The 21950-nt window shown below is 66.4% G+C and carries 16 protein-coding genes; 8 read left to right on the forward strand and 8 right to left on the reverse strand.

Annotated features, from left to right (window positions below; translation table 11 throughout):
- Nucleotides 1-41: 41 nt before the first annotated feature.
- From D3H34_RS04010 to D3H34_RS04020, 3 genes are all read right to left on the reverse strand, one after another.
- Entirely contained in the window at nt 42-1979 is a 1938-nt protein-coding gene (locus D3H34_RS04010) for a propionate--CoA ligase (protein ID WP_286185429.1), read from the reverse strand.
- 129 nt (nt 1980-2108) lie between these two features.
- Entirely contained in the window at nt 2109-2714 is a 606-nt protein-coding gene (locus D3H34_RS04015; protein ID WP_119552152.1) for an isochorismatase family protein, read from the reverse strand.
- Between the two features lie 12 nt (nt 2715-2726).
- Entirely contained in the window at nt 2727-3389 is a 663-nt protein-coding gene (locus D3H34_RS04020) for a TetR/AcrR family transcriptional regulator (protein WP_119552153.1), read from the reverse strand.
- A gap of 118 nt (nt 3390-3507) precedes the next feature.
- Here D3H34_RS04020 and D3H34_RS04025 point away from each other — a divergent pair, with 118 nt between their 5' ends.
- Both D3H34_RS04025 and D3H34_RS04030 read left to right on the forward strand, forming a co-directional pair.
- Nucleotides 3508-5142, forward strand: coding sequence for a 4-hydroxyphenylacetate 3-hydroxylase family protein (locus D3H34_RS04025; protein ID WP_119552154.1), 1635 nt, complete (start codon nt 3508-3510; stop codon nt 5140-5142).
- A 10-nt stretch (nt 5143-5152) separates the two neighbouring features.
- Nucleotides 5153-5947: an alpha/beta fold hydrolase gene (locus D3H34_RS04030; RefSeq protein ID WP_119552155.1), complete on the forward strand. Its 795-nt coding sequence runs from the start codon at nt 5153-5155 to the stop codon at nt 5945-5947.
- Between the two features lie 15 nt (nt 5948-5962).
- Here D3H34_RS04030 and D3H34_RS04035 read toward each other — a convergent pair whose 3' ends face one another.
- Nucleotides 5963-7015, reverse strand: a complete 1053-nt coding sequence (locus D3H34_RS04035) for a PQQ-dependent sugar dehydrogenase (RefSeq protein ID WP_286185430.1) — start codon at nt 7013-7015, stop codon at nt 5963-5965.
- Between the two features lie 322 nt (nt 7016-7337).
- Between D3H34_RS04035 and D3H34_RS04040 the strand changes: the two genes are divergently transcribed.
- Nucleotides 7338-7913, forward strand: a complete 576-nt coding sequence (locus tag D3H34_RS04040) for a C40 family peptidase (RefSeq protein WP_119552157.1) — start codon at nt 7338-7340, stop codon at nt 7911-7913.
- Nucleotides 7914-8004: 91 nt separating this feature from the next.
- On the opposite strand, the gene lpdA is transcribed toward D3H34_RS04040, so the two are convergent.
- The 4 genes from lpdA to aceE are packed head-to-tail and all read right to left on the reverse strand — an operon-like array spanning nt 8005 to nt 14867.
- On the reverse strand, nt 8005-9831 hold the full coding sequence (gene lpdA / locus D3H34_RS04045; RefSeq protein ID WP_119552158.1) for a dihydrolipoyl dehydrogenase: 1827 nt from the start codon (nt 9829-9831) through the stop codon (nt 8005-8007).
- On the reverse strand, nt 9828-10421 hold the full coding sequence (locus D3H34_RS04050) for an Ntn hydrolase family protein (RefSeq protein WP_062480805.1): 594 nt from the start codon (nt 10419-10421) through the stop codon (nt 9828-9830). The genes lpdA and D3H34_RS04050 overlap by 4 nt, the downstream gene beginning before the upstream one ends.
- Complete coding sequence (aceF, locus tag D3H34_RS04055; protein WP_119552159.1) at nt 10418-12088, reverse strand: dihydrolipoyllysine-residue acetyltransferase; 1671 nt, start codon at nt 12086-12088, stop codon at nt 10418-10420. Before aceF ends, D3H34_RS04050 begins: the two co-directional genes overlap by 4 nt.
- 49 nt (nt 12089-12137) lie before the next feature.
- Nucleotides 12138-14867, reverse strand: coding sequence for a pyruvate dehydrogenase (acetyl-transferring), homodimeric type (gene aceE / locus D3H34_RS04060; RefSeq protein WP_119552160.1), 2730 nt, complete (start codon nt 14865-14867; stop codon nt 12138-12140).
- A gap of 183 nt (nt 14868-15050) precedes the next feature.
- Here aceE and D3H34_RS04065 point away from each other — a divergent pair, with 183 nt between their 5' ends.
- The 5 genes from D3H34_RS04065 to D3H34_RS04085 all read left to right on the forward strand — a co-directional run bounded on the left by D3H34_RS04065 (nt 15051) and on the right by D3H34_RS04085 (nt 21908).
- Entirely contained in the window at nt 15051-17591 is a 2541-nt protein-coding gene (locus tag D3H34_RS04065) for a PAS domain-containing sensor histidine kinase (RefSeq protein ID WP_119552161.1), read from the forward strand.
- Nucleotides 17588-18223, forward strand: coding sequence for a response regulator transcription factor (locus tag D3H34_RS04070; protein WP_099790122.1), 636 nt, complete (start codon nt 17588-17590; stop codon nt 18221-18223). The genes D3H34_RS04065 and D3H34_RS04070 overlap by 4 nt, the downstream gene beginning before the upstream one ends.
- 80 nt (nt 18224-18303) lie before the next feature.
- Nucleotides 18304-19155 (forward strand): bifunctional methylenetetrahydrofolate dehydrogenase/methenyltetrahydrofolate cyclohydrolase FolD, encoded by an 852-nt coding sequence (folD, locus tag D3H34_RS04075; protein WP_119552162.1) that lies wholly within the window; start codon nt 18304-18306, stop codon nt 19153-19155.
- Nucleotides 19156-19160: 5 nt separating this feature from the next.
- Entirely contained in the window at nt 19161-21218 is a 2058-nt protein-coding gene (locus D3H34_RS04080) for a M3 family metallopeptidase (RefSeq protein WP_119552163.1), read from the forward strand.
- Between the two features lie 30 nt (nt 21219-21248).
- A complete protein-coding gene (locus D3H34_RS04085) occupies nt 21249-21908 on the forward strand; it encodes a glutaredoxin family protein (RefSeq protein ID WP_119552164.1) in 660 nt (219 codons plus the stop codon).
- Nucleotides 21909-21950 lie beyond the last annotated feature (42 nt).

Genomic DNA, 21950 nt, shown 5'->3' on the forward strand with positions numbered 1-21950 from the left:
CAGCGCAAGGCCCGCAACCCTACCCCGATTCGCGCCTGCGGTCAGGAGGCAGACAGTAACTGTTTGATCTGCTGCAGCGTGGCCGGATCGTCGATGGTGGTCAGGTCGCCCGGGTCGCGCTGTTCGCAGACGGCCTGGATGGCCCGGCGCAGCAGCTTGCCGCTGCGGGTCTTGGGCAGGCCGCTCACGAAGCGCACGCGCGCGGGCCGCGCCAGGGCGCCGAGCTGGTCGGCCACGACCTTCATGATCTCGCCCTCGAGCTTCAGCGCCGCGTCGGCGTCGGTCACGGCCAGGCCGTCCTTGGGCACGACGAAGGCCATCGCCACTTGGCCCTTGAGGTTGTCGGCCACGCCGACCACCGCCACCTCGGCCACGTTGGGGTGGCCCGAGATGCTCTCCTCGATCTCGCGCGTGCCCAGGCGGTGGCCGGCGACGTTGATCACGTCGTCGGTGCGGCCCAGGATGTAGAAATACCCGTCGGCGTCGCGGATGCCCCAGTCGAAGGTCGAATAGACCATCTTGCCCGGCACGCTCTTCCAGTAGGTGTTGACGAAGCGGGCGTCGTCCTTCCATACCGTCTGCATGAAGCCCGGCGGCGTCGGCCCCTCGACCACGACCACGCCCTTCTCGTTCGGCGCCGTCAGTTCCTCGCCGGTCGACTCGTGCAGGATCTTGATGCGGTAGCCGTACATCGGCACGCCGGGGCTGCCGAACTTGCTGGGCTTGGCTTCCACCCCGTTGGCGATGGTGATCATCGGCCAGCCCGATTCGGTCTGCCAGTAGTTGTCGATGATCGGCACGCCCAGGCCGTCGCTGATCCAGCGCGCGGTCGGCTCGTCCAGCGGCTCGCCGGCCAGGAACAGCGCGCGCAGGGTCGACAGGTCGTACTTCTTGAGCAGCACCGGGTCCTGCTTCTTGAGCACGCGCACGGCGGTGGGCGCGCTGAACATCACGGTCACCTTGTACTTCTCGACCAGCCGCCACCAGATGCCGCCGTCGGGCTGCTGATCGATCCCTTGCGTGGGCAGCCCCTCGTACATGATCGTCGCCATGCCGGCGATCAGCGGCCCGTAGACGATGTAGCTGTGGCCCACCACCCAGCCGATGTCGCTGGTCGAAAAATAGGTTTCGCCAGGACGCCCATCGAAGATGTGCTTCATGCTCGCGGCCAGTGCCACGGCGTAGCCGCCCACGTCGCGCTGCACGCCCTTGGGCTTGCCGGTGGTGCCGCTCGTATAGATGGTGTAGCTGATGTCGGTCGAGGCCAGCCAGGTGCAGGACACCTGCACATCCAGATGCTTTTGCCTCAGTTCGCCCGCCAGATGGTCGCGGCCGGAGACCAGATCCATCGCCGCCAGGCCGCGGTCGGTCAGCAATACGGCGTCAGGCTTGTGCTTCGACAGGCGGATCGCCTCGTCGAGCAGCGGCTTGTACGCGATGACCTTGCCACCGCGCGAGCCGGCGTCCGCGCTCACGACCACCTTGGGCTCGGCATCCTCGATGCGGGTGGCGAGCGAACCGCTGGCGAAGCCGCCGAACACCACGCAATGGATGGCACCGATGCGCGCGCAGGCCAGCATCGCGAAGGCGGCCTCGGGAATCATCGGCATGTAGATGAGCACGCGATCGCCCTTGCCCACGCCCAGTTCGACGAGGCTGGCGGCGGTGCGCTGCACCTCGGCGTGCAGCTCGGTGAAGCTGTAGCTTTTCTCGGTGCCGGTTTCGGTCGACACGAAGATCAGCGCCGGCTGGTCGCCCCGATCGGCAAGGTGCCGGTCGACCGCGTTGTGGCACAGGTTGGTCGTGCCGCCCACGAACCAGCGCGCGAACGGCGGCTGGCTGTCGTCGAGGATCTGCTGCGCGGGCGTGTGCCAGTCGATCAGCTTCGCCTGCTCGGCCCAGAAGGCCTCGGGCGCGTCGACGGACTGACGGTAGAACTCTTCATAGCGGCTCATCGGGATCTGTCTCCTGTTCTGGATTCCGTTCCGGACTCGGCGCCGAAACTGAATTCATAATTATGGAGGTCGATCTTGCGGGAAGCTGACAGTCGCGGCAATCCGGGCGGCGCCCGGTTGCAGGGCCGCCTCCCCTCACAGCAGCTCAGTGAATCAGCGGATCAGCGCCTGCAGGTCGCGGAACGCCGGATGCTCGGCCGTGCGCAGCCACTCGAAACCGACCATCTCGGTGGTCACGAGTTCGGCGCCCGCGCCAGCCAGCCGGTCGAAGGCTGCGTCGCGGTTGCGCTCGGTGCGCGAGCTGCAGGCGTCGGTGACGACCCAGACCTCGAACTCGTCCTCGAGCAGATCGAGCGCGGTCTGCAGCAGGCAGACATGGGCCTCGCAGCCAGCAATCACGATGGTGTTGCGCTCCTCGGCGGCGGCCTGGGGTTTCTGCAGGTGCTTGGGCAGACTGCGGGCGTTGCCCTGTGGCGCCGCCTTGGCGGGCGGGCGCAGCCATTCGCCGAGCCCCTCTTCCACGCCGCTGAAATGCATCTTGGCCAGCGTCTTGCGGCAGAAGGCGCGGATCTCGGGCAGGTTTTCGCCCAGCTTCGACGGGTTCTGCTCGGTACCCCAGACCGGCACGTCGACCCACTGCGCCATCTGGCCCAGGCGCGCCGCATTGCGGGCCGCCGCTTCGCCTTCGAAGATCGCCGGCATCAGCCGCGCCTGGTAATCGACCAGGACGAGTTGGGATTGCATGGCGTCGAGCAGCATGGACTTCTTCTTTCAGGTATCGGTTGAACTGGGCTGAACCGTACCACTGAAAAGATCGGGTCTTGGGGTCGATCGCTGCACCAGCTGCGCGAGGTAAGTCTTGAACAGCGCATCAACCGACTGCTTGAACATTCGGATGCGCCCTGTGTGCTGCATCAGCAGCAAGCCGACGCCGTGCGCGAACAGCGCCGTGTTCTCCTGCTGTGCGAGGTCTGCATCGAGGCCCAGGGCCAGCAGCGCCTCCTCGCAGGGGCGCAGCGCGTCGTAGAGGCAGTCGTTCAGTTCATGGTCGAGCGCGTGCGTCAGACCACGCGGACGCATGCCATGCACCAGATAGAAGCCGAGGTCGAGATCGCGCGGGTTCGCCGCGTAGAAGTCGAACCAGGCCTGGGCCCTCGCCGCCAAGGTCGTGTCAGGCCGATCTGGAGACACCTCCACCCCGGCCACGGCGGCCTGCAGGCGCAGCAACGACTCGTCGAGCAAGGCCGCATAGATCGCCTCCTTGCTCTCGAAATACGAGTAGATGGCGCCCGGCGTGTAGCCGGCCTTCTTCGCGATCTCGCGGATGCTCGCGCCCTCGATGCCGGCCTCCGCGAACACCGTGCGGGCGGCGTCGAGCACCAGGGCGCGGCGGGCGTCGGTGAGGGTCTGGCGGCGTTGAAGCTTGGCGTGCATGGGCGGGACTATAGCCCTCGATTCATTGGTCGATCAATTTTTCGAACGTTGATCTAAGAATTGAACAGTGTTTAAATATTTGTACGAAACGCCCCTACGAGCCTCTGGAGACAAACCCATGAACGCCCCGCCTTCCGACGCCCTCCTCATGTCCGGCGCCGACTACCGCGAATCGCTGCGCCGCTACACCCCGACCGTCTTCGTCGACGGCCGCCGCGTCGACTGCGTGGCCGACGAGCCCGCCTTCCAACCCGGCATCAACGCCATCGCCCTCACCTACGACCACGCGCTGAAGCCGGAATACGCCCCGCTCATGACCGCCGTGCAGCACACCAGCGGCAAGCGGGTGAACCGCCTCTCGCACATCAACACCAGTTCGGGCGACCTGCTCAACAAGCTCGAGGCTGTCCGGCTGGTGTGCCAGGAAACCGGCTGCGCCCAGCGCTACCTGACGCACGATGCGCTCAACGCCATCGCCCAGGTGTCGGCGCGCATCGACGACGCGCGCGGCAGCACCGAGCACACCGCCCGCTTTCACGCGTACCTGCACCGCATCCAGGACCAGGACCTGACGCTCGGCGTCGCCATGACCGACGCCAAGGGCGACCGCAGCCGCCGTCCGCACGAGCAGGCCAACGTCGACAGCTACCTGCACGTGGTCGAGCGCAACGCGCGGGGCATCGTCATCTCGGGCACCAAGGCCATCGTGACCGGCGCACCCTACGTGCATGAACTGCTGGTCATGCCCTGCCGCAACATGGGCCGCGAAGACGCCGACTTCGCCGTCTGCTGCGCCGTGCCGCTGGATGCGCCCGGCCTCACCATCGTCGCGCGGCCGGCCGGGCGGCCCGGCGAAAAGCTCGAGCATGGCGATGCGCTCTTCAGTCGCAAGTACGGCCAGAGCACCGGCGTGTGCATGTTCGACCGGGTGTTCGTGCCGTGGGAGCGCGTGTTCTACGCGGGTGAATGGGAACACTCGGGCCATCTGACCTACAGCTACGCCACGCACCATCGCCACAGCTGCATCGCCGCGCGCGCCGGCTTCGGCGACTTGCTGATCGGCGCCGGTGCGCTGATGTGCGAGGCCAACGGCTTCGACCCCGGCAAGGAAACGCACCTGCGCGAGCAGATGGTCGAGCTCATCACCATCACCGAGAGCTTCTTCGCCTGCGGCGTGGCGGCCAGCGTGTACGGCAAGGCCGACGACCATTGCGAGGTCTTCATGCCCGACCCGGTGTTCAGCAACATCGGCAAGCTGCTGCTGGCCACGAAGATCTACGACATGCACCGCATCGCCCACTACGTGAGCGGCGGCCTCATCGTCACCCTGCCCGGCCCGGACGAAGACCACAACCCCGAGACCGCGGCGCGGCTGTCTGACGTGCTGCGCGCCAACCCCGCCATCCCCTACGAGCAGCGCATCGAGACCGCCCGCTTCATCGAAGACCTCACGGCCGGCTACCAGGGCGGCTGGTACAGCGTGATCAGCCTGCACGGCGGCGGCTCGCCGGCGGCCATGAAGCAGGAGATCTGGCGCAACTACCCGGTCGGCTCGAAAGTCGAGTTGGTCGAGCGCCTGCTCGAACGCGGCGTTGCAACCGACGGCACGCCCGCCGCGGCGCCGCACGACCCGCGCCGCGCCATCACGAAGAACCGCCAGCCCGGCAAGTGCTGCGACACCGGCTGCACGGTGCCGGGACAACCCGTGATGGTGGACCTGCCGGCAAGACCCTTCGCTCGCCCAGGCGCCTAGACTCCGGCACATGCCGACCTCGTTGCGCCGTCGCCTCGCTCTGCTCCTGGGCACCGCCTCGCTGCTGGTGCTCGCCGGCTGCGGCGGGTTGCGCGCGGCCGAGACGCCGATGGCCGCCACGCTGGAAAAGAGCAGTTGCACCCGGAACGCCGACACGCTGATCGTGCTGCTGCCCGGCGCGTACTCGGCACCCGATGAGTTCGTGCGCGAAGGCTTCGTCGATGCGCTGAACGAGAACCGGCTCGCGGTCGACACCCTGCGCGTCGATGCCCACATGGGCTACTACCGGAACAAGACCGTCCTCGATCGGCTGGAGCGGGACGTGATCGCGCCCGCCCGCCGGCAAGGCTACAAGTCAATCTGGATCGCAGGCATTTCGGTCGGCGGCTTCGGCGGGCTGCTGTACGCCCAGACGCACCCCGGCGAACTCGCAGGGCTGGTCGTGCTGGCGCCCTATCTGGGCGAGCGGACGTTGAGCCAGGACATCGCCAACGCCGGCGGCCTCTCGCGCTGGCGCGGCCCGCTCGAAGCGCCGCCGGGCAGCGACCCGCGCACGCCCAGCGAAACGCAACTCTGGCAATGGCTGCGCGGCTACGTCGGCCACACCCGAGCCTTCGGCGAACGACCGCCGCTGTACCTGGGCTACGCGCTAGACGACCGCTTCGCCTTCAGCCACCGGCTGCTGGCCGGGGCGCTGCCGGCCGAGCGCGTGGTCACGACCGAAGGCGGGCACGACTGGCCGGAGTGGCGCAGCCTCTGGCGCCGCCTGCTGCCGACGCTCCCGCTGCCGGGCTGCCCCGGCTGAGGCGCGACGACCCGATCAGTTCGGTCGCAAGCGCAGCAGCTTGCCGTCGGACTCGTCGGTGAGCACGTAGAGCAGTCCGTCCGGCCCCTGCTTCACGTCGCGGATGCGGGCCCTGCCGTCGGCCAGCAGCTTGTGCTCGGCGACGACCTTGTCGTCCTTCAGCTCGATGCGGTCGAGATAGCCGAACTTCAGCGAGCCCACGAAGAGGTTGCCCTTCCATCCCGCCCCGTAGCGGTCGCTGCTCAGGAAGGCCATGCCCGAGGGCGCGATCGACGGCACCCAATAGTGCAGCGGCTGCTCCATGCCGTCCTTGCGGGTGATGCCTTCGCCGATCTTGCCGCCGCCGTAGTTCTCGCCATAGGTGATCACCGGCCAGCCGTGGTTGACGCCGGCGCGCGGGATGTTGATCTCGTCACCGCCCTGCGGACCGTGCTCCGTCATCCAGAAACGGCCGTCGGGCGCGAGCGCCGCGCCCTGTCCGTTGCGGTGGCCGTAGCTCCAGATCTCGGGCAACGCGCCCGCCTTGCCGACGAAGGGGTTGTCCTTCGGCACGCTGCCGTCCTTGGCGATGCGCACCACCTTGCCGTGGTGGTTGTCGAGCGTCTGCGCGTCTTCCTTGCGGCTGAAGCGATCGCCGAGCGTGAGAAACAGGGTGCCGTCGCGGGCTTCGACGATCCGGCAGCCGAAGTGGGCGCGGCTCGCGACCTTCGGCTTCTGGCTGAAGATGACCTTCAGTGCCTCCAGCTTCGTGCCGTCGGCCGACAGGCGGGCCCGGGCGAGCGCGGTGCTGTTGGCCGATCCGCCCGACGCCTCGGGCTCGGCGTAGCAGAAGTACAGGGTGCGGTTCTGCGCGAAGCCGCTGTCGGCCAACACATCGAGCAAGCCGCCCTGCCCGCCTGCGGCAACGGGTGGCAGGCCCTGGATCGGCGCGCCCACCTTGCCGTCCGCCGCCACCAGCCGCAGGCGCCCCGGCTTCTCGGTGACCACGAAACGGCCTTCCGGCAGAAAGGCCACGCCCCAGGGATTTTCAAGACCGGAGGCCACGGTTTCGGTACGAACCTGCGCCATCGCCACGCCAGCCAGGCTGCAACCGGCGAGCACCAAGAGGCGCCCCACGGAGTGAAGAACGGAGTGATTTCGCAAGTTCATGAAGATTTCCTGAATTTGAGGCCATCTTGACAACAAAAGGAATGCACATGTCAACTTTTGCGACTTCTTCGTCATAACAATCGCGGCATTTACATTCACTTCCTTATGCCGCATAAGCGTTCACCGTTACATTTTTTCTTTCGGCGTCTCGAAAAAACACATGTAAATCAATAGCTTACGCATACATTCAACAATTCAGATTAAATTGACATAACTGCGCGTCATCAATATCCTACGCGCCATGCGTTTTTTCGTCCTACCCGTATCCCTCCTGTTCGCCGTGGCCGTCCACGCAGCCCCCCAACAACAGGATCGATCCGATGAGATGGACCGCATCCTCGCCGACCGCGGTCTGGTCGGCCAGTTCCAGCAAGTTCGCCAGACCGTCGCAGAGCGCACGTCCGACCTCGTCGTGACCGCCATCGGTTTCCTCGGCGTTCCCTACCGCCGCGGCGGCAACACCGCCGAATCCGGTTTCGACTGCAGCGGCTTCGTCCGCGCCATGTACAACCAGACGGTGGGCCACATGCTCCCGCGCCGCGCCGAAGAGCAAGCCGCCGCCACCGAGAAGATCGACCGCAGCCAGCTCAAGCCCGGCGACCTCGTGTTCTTCAACACCATGCGCCGCACCTTCAGCCACGTCGGCATCTACGTCGGCGAAGGCAAGTTCATCCACTCCCCCCGCTCCGGCGCCCAGGTTCGCGTCGAAGACATGAACGGCAGCTACTGGCAGCGTCGCTTCGACGGCGCCCGCCGCGTGCTCAGCGGTCAGGGCGACGAGGTCAAGGCCGCGGCCATGTCCAACGCCAGCGACTGATTCGCCCCCCCGAATCCAGGACGAAAAAAATCCCGCCTCGGCGGGATTTTTCATGGGCGCCAGTTCGGCGCCCTTCTTATATATATGTCGCTCAGACTTTCTTCTGGGGCGGCAGGTCCGTGCAGGTGCCGTGCGCCACTTCCGCCGCCATGCCGATGCTTTCGCCCAGCGTCGGGTGCGGATGGATGGTCTTGCCGATGTCGATCTCGTCCGCGCCCATCTCGATGGCCAGCGCGATCTCGCCGATCATGTCGCCGGCATGCGTGCCGACGATGCCGCCGCCCAGGATGCGATGCGTCTCGGCATCGAACAGCAGCTTGGTGAAGCCTTCGTCCCGGCCGTTGGCGATGGCGCGGCCCGAAGCGGTCCACGGGAAATGGCCCTTCTTGACCTTGATGCCTTCGGCCTTGGCCTGGTCTTCGGTGAGGCCGACCCACGCCACTTCGGGGTCGGTGTAGGCCACGCTCGGGATCACGCGGGCATTGAAGGCCGCGCTGGACAATTCCTTGTCGCCCTTCTGCTCACCGGCGATGACTTCGGCCGCCACATGCGCCTCATGCACCGCCTTGTGCGCCAGCATGGGCTGGCCCACGATGTCGCCGATGGCGAAGATGTGCGGCACGTTGGTGCGCATCTGGATGTCGACGTTGATGAAGCCGCGATCGGTCACGGCCACGCCGGCCTTCTCGGCGCCGATCTTCTTGCCGTTCGGGCTGCGGCCCACGGCCTGCAGCACGAGGTCGTACACCTGCGGCTCCTTCGGCGCGTTCTCGCCCTCGAAGGTGACCTTGATGCCCTCCTTCGTGGCCTCGGCACCGACCGTCTTGGTCTTGAGCATGATGTTGTCGAAGCGCGGCGCGTTCATCTTCTGCCAGACCTTCACGAGGTCGCGGTCGGCACCCTGCATCAGGCCGTCGAGCATCTCGACCACGTCGAGGCGCGCGCCCAGCGCGGAATACACCGTGCCCATCTCGAGGCCGATGATGCCGCCGCCCAGCACCAGCATGCGCTTGGGGTCGGTGCCCATCTCGAGCGCGCCGGTCGAATCGACCACACGCGGGTCCTTCGGCATGAAGGGCAGGCTCACCGACTGCGAGCCGGCCGCGATGATGGCGTTGCGGAACTTGACGGTCTGCTTCTTGCCGGTGGTGTCCCAGCTCGTGCCCGAGGTCTCTTCGACTTCCAGGTGGTACGGGTCGATGAAGTTGCCGACGCCGCGCAGCACCGTCACCTTGCGCATCTTGGCCATGGCCGTGAGGCCGCCCGTGAGCTTGCCCACCACCTTGTTCTTGTGGCCGAGCAGCTTGGCGCGGTCGACCTTGGGGGCGCCGAAGTCCACGCCGAGGTCGGCGAAATGCTTCACCTCGTCCATGACGGCGGCCACATGCAGCAGCGCCTTCGACGGGATGCAGCCCACGTTCAGGCAGACGCCGCCGAGCGTGGCGTAGCGCTCGATCAGCACCACCTTGAGACCGAGGTCGGCCGCGCGGAAGGCAGCCGAGTAGCCGCCGGGGCCGGCGCCAAGCACGATCACGTCGCACTCGACATCGACCTTGCCGCCGTAGGTGGACACAGCCACCGCCGCTGCGACGGGCGCCGGCGCAGCAGCAGCAGCCTTGGGCGCGGGAGCAGCCGCGGCAGGTGCAGGCGCCGCAGCAGCCGGCGCAGGCGCGGCGGCCCCGTCGACTTCGAGCGTGAGCACGACCGAGCCTTCCTTGACCTTGTCGCCCACCTTCACCGCCAGCGACTTCACCACGCCAGCCGCCGAAGACGGAATTTCCATCGAGGCCTTGTCCGATTCGACCGTGATGAGCGACTGCTCGGCCTTGACCGTGTCACCGACGTTGACCAGCACCTCGATCACCGCGACTTCGTCGAAGTCGCCGATGTCCGGCACCTTGATGTGTTGTTCGCTCATTTGGACACTTTCAGTTTGAGTGTGAGAACGTCGGCCGGCAGGGCCGAATTGCGATCGAATTCGCAGGCGGCGGCGATGCCCGCCTCCGCCACGTCGCGCGCGCTGCGCGACTTGTTGTCATAGGCCGCGTGCATGGCGCCGAGCGCGAAGCTGCGTCCCGAGCCGATGGCCCAGTACTGCTTGAACTCGAACACCTCGCGGTAGCTGTAGATGCCGTAGATGCCGCTCGGGTTGGCCAGCAGCATCGTGAACTGGCTCGACTCGTAGGGCTCGTGCTCGTCTTCCTTGGTCTGCATGAAGAACGAATCCTTCAGCACCGGATGCAGCTGCGTGAAGGTGTGAAACACCTCGTGCTTGCTGCCGAACTGCAGCGCCTCGCGCGGCTGGGCGGCCAGCGCATGCTGGAGTACCAGCTGGTGCGCGGCGGCGCCCGCCACCGCGAACAGGCTCTGGCCCGCGGCATCCTCGACGGTGAAGATCTTCTGGTTGGCTTCGGCGTTGTGCGACATGCGCGTGTCGCCGAAGGTCACCAGCGAGTCTGCCGCCATCGTGACCTGGCCACCCTTGCGGACGGCCACTACGGTGGTCATAGCAGGATGCGACGGTAGTCCGCGAGCACCTGGCCCAGGTAGGCGTTGAAACGCGCAGCCAGGGCGCCGTCGATCACGCGGTGGTCGTACGACAGCGACAGCGGCAGCGTGAGACGCGGCACGAACTGCTTGCCGTCCCACACCGGCTTCATCTGGCCCTTGGAGAGGCCGAGGATGGCCACTTCGGGGGCGTTGATGATGGGCGTGAAGTGCGTGCCGCCGATGCCGCCGAGCGAGCTGATCGAGAAGCAGCCGCCCTGCATGTCGGCCGAACCGAGCTTGCCGTCGCGCGCCTTCTTGGCCAGTTCGCCCATCTCGGCGCTGATCTGCAGGATGCCCTTCTTGTCGGCGTCTTTCAGCACCGGCACCACGAGCCCGTTGGGCGTGTCGGCTGCAAAGCCGATGTTGTAGTACTGCTTGTAGACGAGCTGGTCGCCGTCCAGGCTGGTGTTGAAGTCGGGGAATTTCTTCAGCGCCGCGACCACCGCCTTGATCACGAAGGCCAGCATCGTGACCTTGATGCCCGACTTCTCGTTCTCCTTGTTGGTGGAGACGCGGAAGGCTTCGAGCTCGGTGATGTCGGCTTCGTCGTTGTTGGTGACGTGCGGGATCATCACCCAGTTGCGGTGCAGGTTCGCGCCGCTGAGCTTCTTGATGCGCGACAGGTCCTTGCGCTCGACCGTGCCGAACTTCGTGAAGTCGACCTTGGGCCACGGAATGAGGCCCAGCGCCGCGCCGTCTGCGCCGCCGCCACCGGCCGGCGCTTTGGCTGCCGAGGCCTTGGTGCTGGCCTGGCCGCTCATCACGGCCTTGGTGAAGTTCTGGACGTCTTCCTGCGTGATGCGCCCCTTGAGGCCGGAACCCTTGACCTCTTCGAGCGGCACGCCGAGTTCGCGCGCGAACTTGCGCACCGAGGGCGACGCATGCGGCAGGCTGCCGGTGGGGGCCGACGTCGGCTGATGGGCCGGGGCGGCTGCGGCCGGCGCTGCGGCAGCAGGTGCCGGTGCGCTGGCGGTTGCAGCGGCGGGCGCAGCAGCTGCGGCTTGTGCCGGCGCAGGCGCCGGAGCGGCAGCACCCGCAGCGCCTTCGAGCACTGCGATCAGGTCGCCGATGTTGACGGTGTCGCCCACCTTGACCTTGAGCTCCTTCAGCACACCGGCGGCCGACGACGGGATTTCCATCGAGGCCTTGTCCGACTCCACCGTGATCAGCGACTGCTCGGCGGCGACGGTGTCACCCACCTTCACAAGCAGCTCGATGACGGCCACATCCTTGAAGTCGCCGATGTCCGGCACCTTGATCTCGACCGGGCCCGAGGCAGCCGGAGCGGCTGCAGGTGCAGCAGCGGCCGGCGCAGGCGCTGCCGCGGCGGGTGCCGCTGCAGCAGGTGCTGCGGCCGGCGCCGGAGCAGCGGCAGCCGCGCCCTCGGCCTCGACCTCGACCACCAGCACCACCGAGCCTTCCTTGACCTTGTCGCCCACGGCGACCTTCACTTCCTTGACCACACCGGCCGTGGACGACGGGATTTCCATCGACGCCTTGTCCGATTCGACCGTGATGAGCGACTGTTCGGCCTTGACCGTGTCACCCACCTTCACGAGCACCTCGATCACCGCGACTTCATCGAAATCGCCGATGTCCGGCACCTTCACTTCCACTGCTGCCATATCGTTGTCTCCCGCCGTCAGGCGCCGTTCGTTCGTTGGTTGTTGATGTTCAAGCGTAGAGCGGGTTGACCTTGTCGACATTGATGCCGTACTTCTTGATCGCTTCCACCACCTTGGCCACCGGCACGGTGCCATCTTCGCTCAGCGCCTTGAGCGCAGCCACCACGATGTAGTGACGATTGATTTCAAAGTGCTCGCGCAGCTTGGAGCGGAAGTCGCTGCGGCCGAAGCCGTCGGTGCCCAGCACCTTGTAGTTACGACCCTTCGGCACGAAGGGACGGATCTGCTCGGCGTAGGCCTTCATGTAGTCGGTCGACGCGATCACCGGGCCGGTCGAGGCAGCCAGCTGCTCGGCCACGAAGGGCACGCGCGGGGTCTGGTCGGGGTGCAGCAGGTTCCAGCGGTCGGCGTCCTGGCCGTCGCGGGTCAGCTCGTTGAAGCTCGGGCAGCTCCACACCGAAGCCGACACGCCCCACTCCTTCTCGAGCAGTTCTTGCGCGGCAAAGCTCTCGCGCAGGATGGTGCCACTGCCCAGCAGTTGCACGGTCGGCGCTTCCTTGGCGCCCTTGGCGGCCTTGACCACCGGACCCTGCTTGGACAGGTACATGCCCTTGATGATCTGCTCTTCGGTGCCGGGCTGCAGGCCGGGCATCGCGTAGTTCTCGTTCAGCAGCGTCAGGTAGTAGTAGACGTTGTCCTGCTTCTCGACCATGCGCTTGAGGCCGTGGTGCAGGATCACGCCGACTTCGTGCGCGAAGGTCGGGTCGTAGCTCACGCAGTTCGGGATGGTGTTGGCCAGGATGTGGCTGTGACCGTCTTCGTGCTGCAGGCCTTCGCCGTTCAGCGTGGTGCGTCCCGAGGTGCCACCCAGCAGGAAGCCGCGGGCCTGCATGTCGCCGGCCGCCCAGGCCAGGTCGCCGATGCGCTGGAAGCCGAACATCGAGTAGTACACGTAGAACGGCACCATGATGCGGTTGTTCGTGCTGTACGACGTGGCCGCAGCGATCCAGCTGGACATGCCGCCGGCCTCGTTGATGCCCTCTTGCAGGATCTGGCCGGCCTTGTCTTCCTTGTAGTACATGACCTGGTCCTTGTCGACCGGGGTGTACTGCTGACCGTGCGGGTTGTAGATGCCGATCTGGCGGAACAGGCCTTCCATGCCGAAGGTGCGGGCCTCGTCCACCAGGATGGGCACGACGCGCGGGCCCAGGGCCTTGTCGCGCAGCAGCTGCGTGAGGAAGCGCACGTAGGCTTGGGTGGTCGAGATCTCGCGGCCTTCGGCCGTGGGCTCCATCACCGACTTGAAGGTGTCGAGCGAGGGAACCGTGAAGCTCTCTTCAGCCTTGGTGCGGCGATGCGGCAGGTAGCCGCCGAGGGCCTTGCGGCGCTCGTGCAGGTACTTCATCTCGGGGGTGTCGTCGGCCGGCTTGTAGAACGGCAGGTCGGCGATCTGGCTGTCGGGAATCGGGATGTTGAAGCGATCGCGGAAGGTCATGATGTCCTCGTCGCTGAGCTTCTTCGTCTGGTGGACGTTGTTCTTGCCCTCGCCGATCTTGCCCATGCCGAAGCCCTTGACGGTCTTGACGAGCAGCACCGTGGGCTGGCCCTGGTGGTTCTGGGCCGCGTGGAAGGCGGCGTACACCTTCTGCGAGTCGTGGCCGCCGCGTTGCAGCGCCCACACTTCGTCGTCGCTCAGGTGTTCGACCATCTTCAGCGTGCGCGGATCGCGGCCGAAGAAGTGCTTGCGCACGTAGGCGCCGTCGTTGGCCTTGAACGACTGGTAGTCGCCGTCGTTGCACTCCATCATGATCTTGCGCAGCGCGCCGTCATGGTCCTTCTCGAGCAGGGCGTCCCAGCCCTTGCCCCAGATCAGCTTGACGACGTTCCAGCCGGCGCCGCGGAATTCGCCTTCGAGCTCCTGGATGATCTTGCCGTTGCCGCGCACCGGGCCGTCCAGGCGTTGCAGGTTGCAGTTGATGACGAAGATCAGGTTGTCGAGGTTCTCGCGCGCGGCCAGGCCGATGGCGCCGAGCGATTCGACTTCGTCCATTTCGCCGTCGCCGCAGAACACCCACACCTTGCGGTTCTCGGTGTTGGCGATGCCGCGGGCATGCAGGTACTTCAGGAAGCGCGCCTGGTAGATCGCCATCAGCGGGCCCAGGCCCATCGACACCGTCGGGAACTGCCAGAACTCGGGCATCAGCTTGGGGTGCGGATAGCTCGACAGGCCCTTGCCGTCGACTTCCTGGCGGAAGTTCAGCAGCTGGTCTTCGGAGAGGCGGCCTTCGAGGTAGGCGCGGGCATAGATGCCGGGCGACACGTGGCCCTGGATGTACAGCAGGTCGCCGCCGTGGTTCTCGCTCTCGGCGCGCCAGAAGTGGTTGAAGCCGGCGCCGAACATGCTGGCCAGCGAGGCGAAGGAGCCGATGTGGCCGCCCAGGTCACCGCCTTCGGGCGGGTGGATGCGGTTGGCCTTGACCACCATGGCCATGGCGTTCCAGCGCATGTAGGCACGCAGGCGCTGTTCGATCTCGAGATTGCCTGGGCTGCGGGCTTCGACGCCGGGCTCGATGGTGTTCACGTAGCCGGTGTTGGCCGAGAACGGCATGTCGACGCTGTTCTGGCGCGCATGTTCGAGCAGTTGTTCGAGCAGGAAGTGCGCCCGCTCGGGCCCTTCGCTCTGGATGACGGAAGACAGTGCATCCATCCATTCACGCGTCTCCTGGGCGTCCGCATCGTTTGCGGCCGAGCCGAACAGGTTCTCGGGGTTTGCCGACATGCTTGTCTCTCCTATTAGGGCTGTGGCTGTAATTTAGTGCGCTGGGCACCGAGCTCGGCGGAGTTTCGCATAGAAGTTTCCCTATTTCAAATAGTGCTTGTTGTTTTCTTATTATGAAATTTCAAGGAAGCACGTTCCCGGCAGGGCCTCTTTGCCAAGAGGGCCATCACCTAAACTCCGCCCATGCCCCTCTCCTCCCCGCTCGCGGTCGCCCGCAGTGCCGTCAAAGCCTCGCCGCTGACCTGGTGGCGCACGTGGTGGCGCAAGCAGACACCCGTGCTGCAGGACGCCGTCGCCATGCTCGCGCCGATGGCGGCCGTGCTGCTGTTTCTCGCGGCCATCGTGTCGGCGTTCTGGTACCTGCGCTCCGAGGAAGTCGAGCGCGAGCAGGAGTCGGTGCGACGCGACGTCGAGTACGCCCAGCAGCGCGTGCGGCTGCGCCTGCTGGAGCGGCAGGAACAACTGATGCGCATCGCGCGCGATGCTTCCAACCGCGAGATCGACCCGGTCGAGTTCACGAGCCGCGCCGAGTCGCTGGTGAGCCAGTTCCCCGAGCTGCAGACCATCAGCTGGATCGACGACCGCCGCCGCTTCAAGGCCGGGTATGCCGCGCCCAGCGTGCATCCGGCGCAGCAACACCTGATCGGCGACGTGCTGCGCCCCGGCGACATCGAGAGCAACTACGCGCTGGCGCGCGAACTGCGCCAGCCGGTGTACTCGCAGCCCGTGGCCGGCGGCGAGCCGGCCGCGATGCTGCAGCTGCACATCCCGCTGTTCGACCAGGGCCTGTTCGCGGGCGTCGTGCTCGGCGAGTTCTCGATCGACGGCCTGCTGCGCTACGGCATGCCCTCCGAGGTGCAGGCGCGCTATGCCGTGTCGCTGCTCGACGCCAAGGGCAACGTGATCGCCGGCAACACCACGCCGCTGAAGAACAGCGGCACCCGCCTGCTGCCCTGGACCGAAGCCACCAACGAATACGAAGTGCCAGTCTCGCCTGTGGGCAATGCGCTGATGCTGCGCGCGCAGGCCTACCGCACCTCGCAGGGCGTGGTGGGCAACGGCCTTTTCTGGCTCGTGTGCGCCCTCAGCGTGATGACCAGCTGGATGCTGATCGGCACCTGGCGCCACACGCGGCGCCGACTGCAGGCACAGCAGCGGCTGGTGGCCGAAACCAACTTCCGCCGCGCGATGGAAAACTCCATGCTGACCGGCATGCGCGTGCTCGACCTGCAAGGCCGCATCACTTACGTGAACGCCGCGTTCTGCGCCATGACGGGCTGGAGCGAGGACGAACTGGTCGGCCAGACGCCGCCCTTCCCGTACTGGCTCGAATCCGACCGCGAGGTGATGAACGAGCGCCTCGAGGAAGAACTGCACGGGCGCGCCCTGCCCGGCGGCTTCCAGGTGCGCGTGAAGCGCAAGAACGGCAGCGTCTTCAATGCGCGCCTCTATGTGTCGCCGCTGATCGACGCGCGCGGCCACCAGACCGGCTGGATGACGTCGATGACCGACATCACCGAGCCCACGCGCATCCGCGAGCAGCTGTCCGCCTCGTACGAACGCTTCACCACCGTGCTCGAGGCGCTCGATGCCGCCGTGTCGGTCGCGCCCATCGGCAGCGAGGAACTGCTGTTCGCCAACAAGCTGTACCGCCTCTGGTTCGGCTCCGACACCGTGGGCCACCTGGGCATGGTGGCGCAGGCAGGCGTGCCGCCGTCGAACGCGCACGACGAAGGCCTGGACGACGTCGACCCCTACGCCGGCCTCCCCATCGACACGCTGACCGCCGCCCAGACCGCGAACAACGAGATCTTCGTGCCGCACCTGGGCAAGTGGCTCGAGGTGCGATCGCGCTACCTGACCTGGGTTGACGGGCGCCTGGCGCAGCTGGTGATCGCCACCGACATCACGCAGCGCCGCGACGCCGAGGAACAGGCCGCAGCGCAGGCCGACAAGGCCCAGGCCGCGAGCCGCCTGATCACCATGGGCGAGATGGCCTCCAGCGTGGCGCATGAGCTCAACCAGCCGCTCACGGCCATCGCCAACTACTGCAACGGGATGATGTCGCGCATCAAGGGGCAGACGATCGACAACGACGCCCTGCTCGCCGCGCTCGAGAAGACCTCGAAGCAGGCGCAGCGCGCGGGCCAGATCATCCAGCGCATCCGCTCCTTCGTGAAACGCAGCGAACCCAATCGCACGCCGGCCGATGTCGCCACGATGGTGAGCGAGGCAGTCGAACTCGCGGGCATCGAGCTGCGCCGGCGCAATGTGCGCCTGAACCACTACGTGGCCGCGCGGCTGCCTGTGGTGCGCGTCGACCCGATCCTCATCGAGCAGGTGATGGTCAATCTGCTGAAGAACGCGGCCGAATCCATCGACATCGCCGACCGCCCGCTGGCGCGCCGCAGCGTCGAGCTGCGCGTGCTGCCCAAGGTGATCGAGGGGCACAATGCCATCGAGTTCTCGGTGCAGGACACGGGCAAGGGCCTCTCGCCCGAGGTCATGGACCGGCTCTACGAGGCGTTCTTCTCCACCAAGCCCGAGGGCATGGGCATCGGGCTCAACTTGTGCCGCACCATCGTCGAGTCGCACCGCGGCCGGATGCAGGCGGAGAACATCTACAATGGCCCGGATGTGATCGGATGCCGTTTTTCCTTCTGGATTCCGGTGTTGGACGCTATCAGTTCCGTAGCAAGCGACGAGGCAAAGGTACCTGCATGAGTTTGATTCCGAAGAAGGGCACGGTCTATGTCGTCGATGACGACGAAGCCGTACGCGATTCGCTGCAATGGCTGCTCGAAGGCAAGGACTACAGAGTCCGCTGTTTCGAATCCGCCGAATCCTTTCTCTCCCGATACGACCCGCGCGAAGTCGCCTGTCTGATCGTCGATATCCGCATGGCCGGCATGACCGGCCTCGAATTGCAGGATCGGCTGATCGAACGGCGTTCTCCGCTGCCGATCGTGGTCATCACCGGTCACGGCGACGTGCCGATGGCAGTCGACAGCATGAAGAAGGGCGCGATGGATTTCATCCAGAAGCCCTTCAACGACGAAGAGCTGGTGTCGCTGGTCGAGCGCATGCTCGAACACGCACGCGGCGCCTTCACCCAGCACCAGCAATCGGCCAGCCGCGACGCGCTGCTGTCCAAGCTCACGGGCCGCGAGGCACAGGTGCTCGAGCGCATCGTCGCCGGCCGCCTGAACAAGCAGATCGCCGACGACCTGGGCATCAGCATCAAGACGGTGGAGGCGCACCGCGCCAACATCATGGAAAAGCTCAACGCCAACACCGTGGCCGATCTGCTCAAGATCGCGCTCGGGCAAGCGGCTCCCACGGCCAAGGCCTCCTGAGCCGCAGCTATCCCCGCGATAGCCACGCACCTCCCCCACGCCTGCGCAAGCGGGCGTTTTTACTTGGAAAATCAAAACCGATGACCGCCCAACTGATCGACGGCAACGCCCTCGCCAAAACCATCCGCGCCGAGGTGTCCGGCCGCACCGCGGCGCTGAAGGCCCGCGGCGTGAACCCGGCCCTGTCCATCATCCTGGTGGGCAGCGATCCGGCGAGCCAGGTCTACACCAAGCACAAGGTCAACGACAGCACCGAGACCGGCCTGCAGGCCACGCTCGAGACCTACCCTGCCGACCTGAGCGAAGCCGACCTGCTGGCGCGCATCCGCGCCCTCAACGACGACCCGAAGGTCCACGGCATCCTGGTGCAGCTGCCGCTGCCCAAGCACATGGACAGCCAGAAGGTCATCGAGACCATCTCGCCCGCCAAGGACGTCGACGGCTTCCACGTCGCCAGCGCCGGCGCGCTGATGACCGGTGCCCCCGGCTTCTGGCCCTGCACGCCGCACGGCTGCATGAAGATGCTCGAATCCATCGGCTACGACCTGCGCGGCAAGCACGCCGTGGTCATCGGCCGCAGCAACATCGTGGGCAAGCCGATGGCCATGATGCTGCTGGCCAAGAGCGCCACCGTGACCATCTGCCACAGCGCTACGCAAGACCTGGGCGCGATCACGCGTCAGGCCGATGTGATCGTCGCCGCCGTGGGCAAGCTCGACCTGCTGACCGCCGACATGGTGAAGCCCGGCGCGGTCGTCATCGACGTGGGCATGAACCGCAAGGCAGACGGCAAGCTGGCCGGCGACGTCGATTTCGACGGCGTCAAGGAAGTGGCCAGCTGGATCACGCCCGTGCCGGGCGGCGTCGGCCCGATGACCCGCGCCATGTTGCTCGTCAACACCCTTGAAGCGGCCGAACGCGCCGCCAAGTAATTTCCATGGCCATGACGAACAACCCCCTCCTCGACTTCACCGACCTCCCGCTGTTCGACCGCATCAGGCCAGAGCATGTGTCGCCCGCAGTCGACACGCTGCTGGCCGATGCCGAGACTGCGCTGCAGACGGTGACGGCGCCCGAATTCCCGGCCGACTGGAACGCGATCTCCAAGGTGCTCGACGTGGCCTCCGAACGCTTCAGCCGCGCCTGGGGCGCCATCGGCCATCTCAACGCCGTGGCCGACACGCCCGAGTTGCGCGCCGCCTACAACGAGGCCATGCCGCGCGTCACCGCGTTCTGGACCCGCCTGGGCTCCGACGAGCGCCTGTACGCCAAGTACAAGGCCATCGACCCGTCCACGCTCAACCCCGAGCAGCGCCAGGCGCACAAGAATGCCGTGCGCAACTTCGTGCTCGGCGGCGCCGAGCTGCAGGGCGAGGCCAAGCAGCGCTTTGCCGACATCCAGGAACGCCAGGCCGAACTGAGCCAGAAGTTCAGCGAGAACGCCCTCGACGCCACCGACGCCTTCGCGCACTACGCACAGCTGGGAGAACTCGACGGCGTGCCCGAAGACGTGGTGAGCGCCGCGCGCGCAGCCGCCGAGGCCGATGGCAAGGACGGCTACAAGCTCACGCTCAAGATGCCGTGCTACCTGCCGGTGATGCAGTTCGCCAAGAGCAGCGCGCTGCGCGAAACGCTCTACCGTGCCTACGTCACGCGCGCCAGCGAACTGGGCGATCCGAAGTTCGACAACACGGCGCTCATCACCGAGATCCTCGCGCTGCGCGAGGAAGAGTCGAAGCTGCTGGGCTACAAGAACTTCGGCGAACTCTCGGTCGTGCCCAAGATGGCCGAATCGCCCGAGCAGGTCGTCAAGTTCCTGCGCGATCTCGCCGCCAAGGCCAAGCCCTACGGCGAGCGCGACCTGGCCGACCTGCGCGCCTTCGCTTCCGAGCAACTGAACCTCGTCGACCCACAGGCCTGGGACTGGACCTACATCGGCGAAAAACTCAAGGAAGCACGCTACGCCTTCAGCGAACAGGAGGTGAAGCAGTACTTCCCGGCGCCGAAGGTGATGGCGGGCCTGTTCAAGATCGTCGAGACGCTGTTCGAAGTGTCGATTCGCCGCGACAGCGCGCCCACGTGGCACCCGAGCGTCGAGTTCTACCGCATCGAGCGGGCCGGCCAGAAGGTCGGCCAGTTCTACCTGGACCCGTCCGCCCGCGCCGCCAAGCGCGGCGGTGCCTGGATGGACGACGTGCGCGCCCGCTGGCTGCGCCCGGACGACGGCGTGCTGCAGACGCCCGTCGCGCAACTGGTGTGCAACTTCGCCAGCGGCGTCGACGGCAAGCCGCCGCTGCTCACGCACGATGACGTGACCACCCTCTTCCACGAGTTCGGTCACGGCCTGCACCACATGCTCACGCAGGTGAACGAGCGCGACGTGTCGGGTATCAGCGGCGTCGAGTGGGATGCCGTCGAGCTGCCGAGCCAGTTCATGGAGAACTTCTGCTGGGAGTGGGATGTGCTCGCGCACATGACGGCCCACGTCGACACCGGCGAGCCGCTGCCGCGCGCCCTCTTCGACAAGATGACCGCCGCGAAGAACTTCCAGAGCGGCATGCAGACGCTGCGCCAGATCGAGTTCTCGCTGTTCGACATGCTGCTGCACACCGAGCACCAGGCCGCCGCCGCCCAGCCGGGCGCCGTGATGGAACTGCTGGGCAAGGTGCGCGCCGAAGTGGCCGTGATGCCTTCGCCGCCGTTCAGCCGCACGCCGAACACCTTCAGCCACATCTTCTCGGGCGGCTACGCGGCCGGCTACTACAGCTACAAATGGGCCGAGGTGCTGAGCGCCGACGCCTACGCAGCCTTCGAGGAAACCGTGGGCGCCGACGGCGAGCCGAACATCGAAACCGGGCGCAAGTACCGCCAGGCCATCCTGGAGGCCGGCGGCAGCCGCAGCGCCATGGATTCGTTCAAGGCATTCCGGGGCCGCGAGCCGCAGCTTGATGCGCTGCTGCGACATCAGGGCATGGCCGAGGCGCAGCCCGCTTGATACGGCGCTGAAGCTTGCGATACTCGGGAGATGTATCCGACTTTTTACAAACTCCCCTCGCATCGCCTGCTCGGCCTGGCCGTCGTGCTGCTCTCGGCTGCCAGCGCGCTGGCGCAGCCGGTCTACCGCCAGGTCGACAAGAACGGCAAGGTCACGTTTTCGGATCAGCCCCCCGTCGTGAGCAACGCGCCGACGGGCGGGCCGCAACCGGCCGGCATCAATGCGCCGACCAATGCCGGGCTTCCGTATGAACTGCGGCAGGTGGTGCAGCGCTATCCCGTCACGCTGTACAGCGGCGAAGCCTGCGGCCCCTGCAACGAAGCACGCACGCTGCTCACCACGCGCGGCATCCCCTTCGAGGAACGCACCATCAAGAGCAACGAGGACGTCGACGCCCTGCAGCGCCTGAGCGGGCAGAACGCGCTGCCGCTGCTGACCGTCGGATCGCAGCAGCTCAAGGGTTTCTCGGATGTCGAATGGTCGCGCTATCTCGACGCGGCCGGCTACCCCAAGAGCAACAGCCTGCCCGCCGGCTATCGCCCGCCACCGGCACGGCCGCTCGTTGCGCAGCAAGCGCCGGCTGCGGCAGCACCCCGTTCAACCGACACGCCCCTGCAGCCCCCGAACCCCGCACCGGCGCCGCCCTCGAACGCGCCGGGCCCGAACAATCCGGCCGGCATCAAGTTCTAGGAGTGACGGGGGCCTCACCCCCAGTCTTATCTTGTCGTCGGC

Source organism: Acidovorax cavernicola (assembly GCF_003581445.1).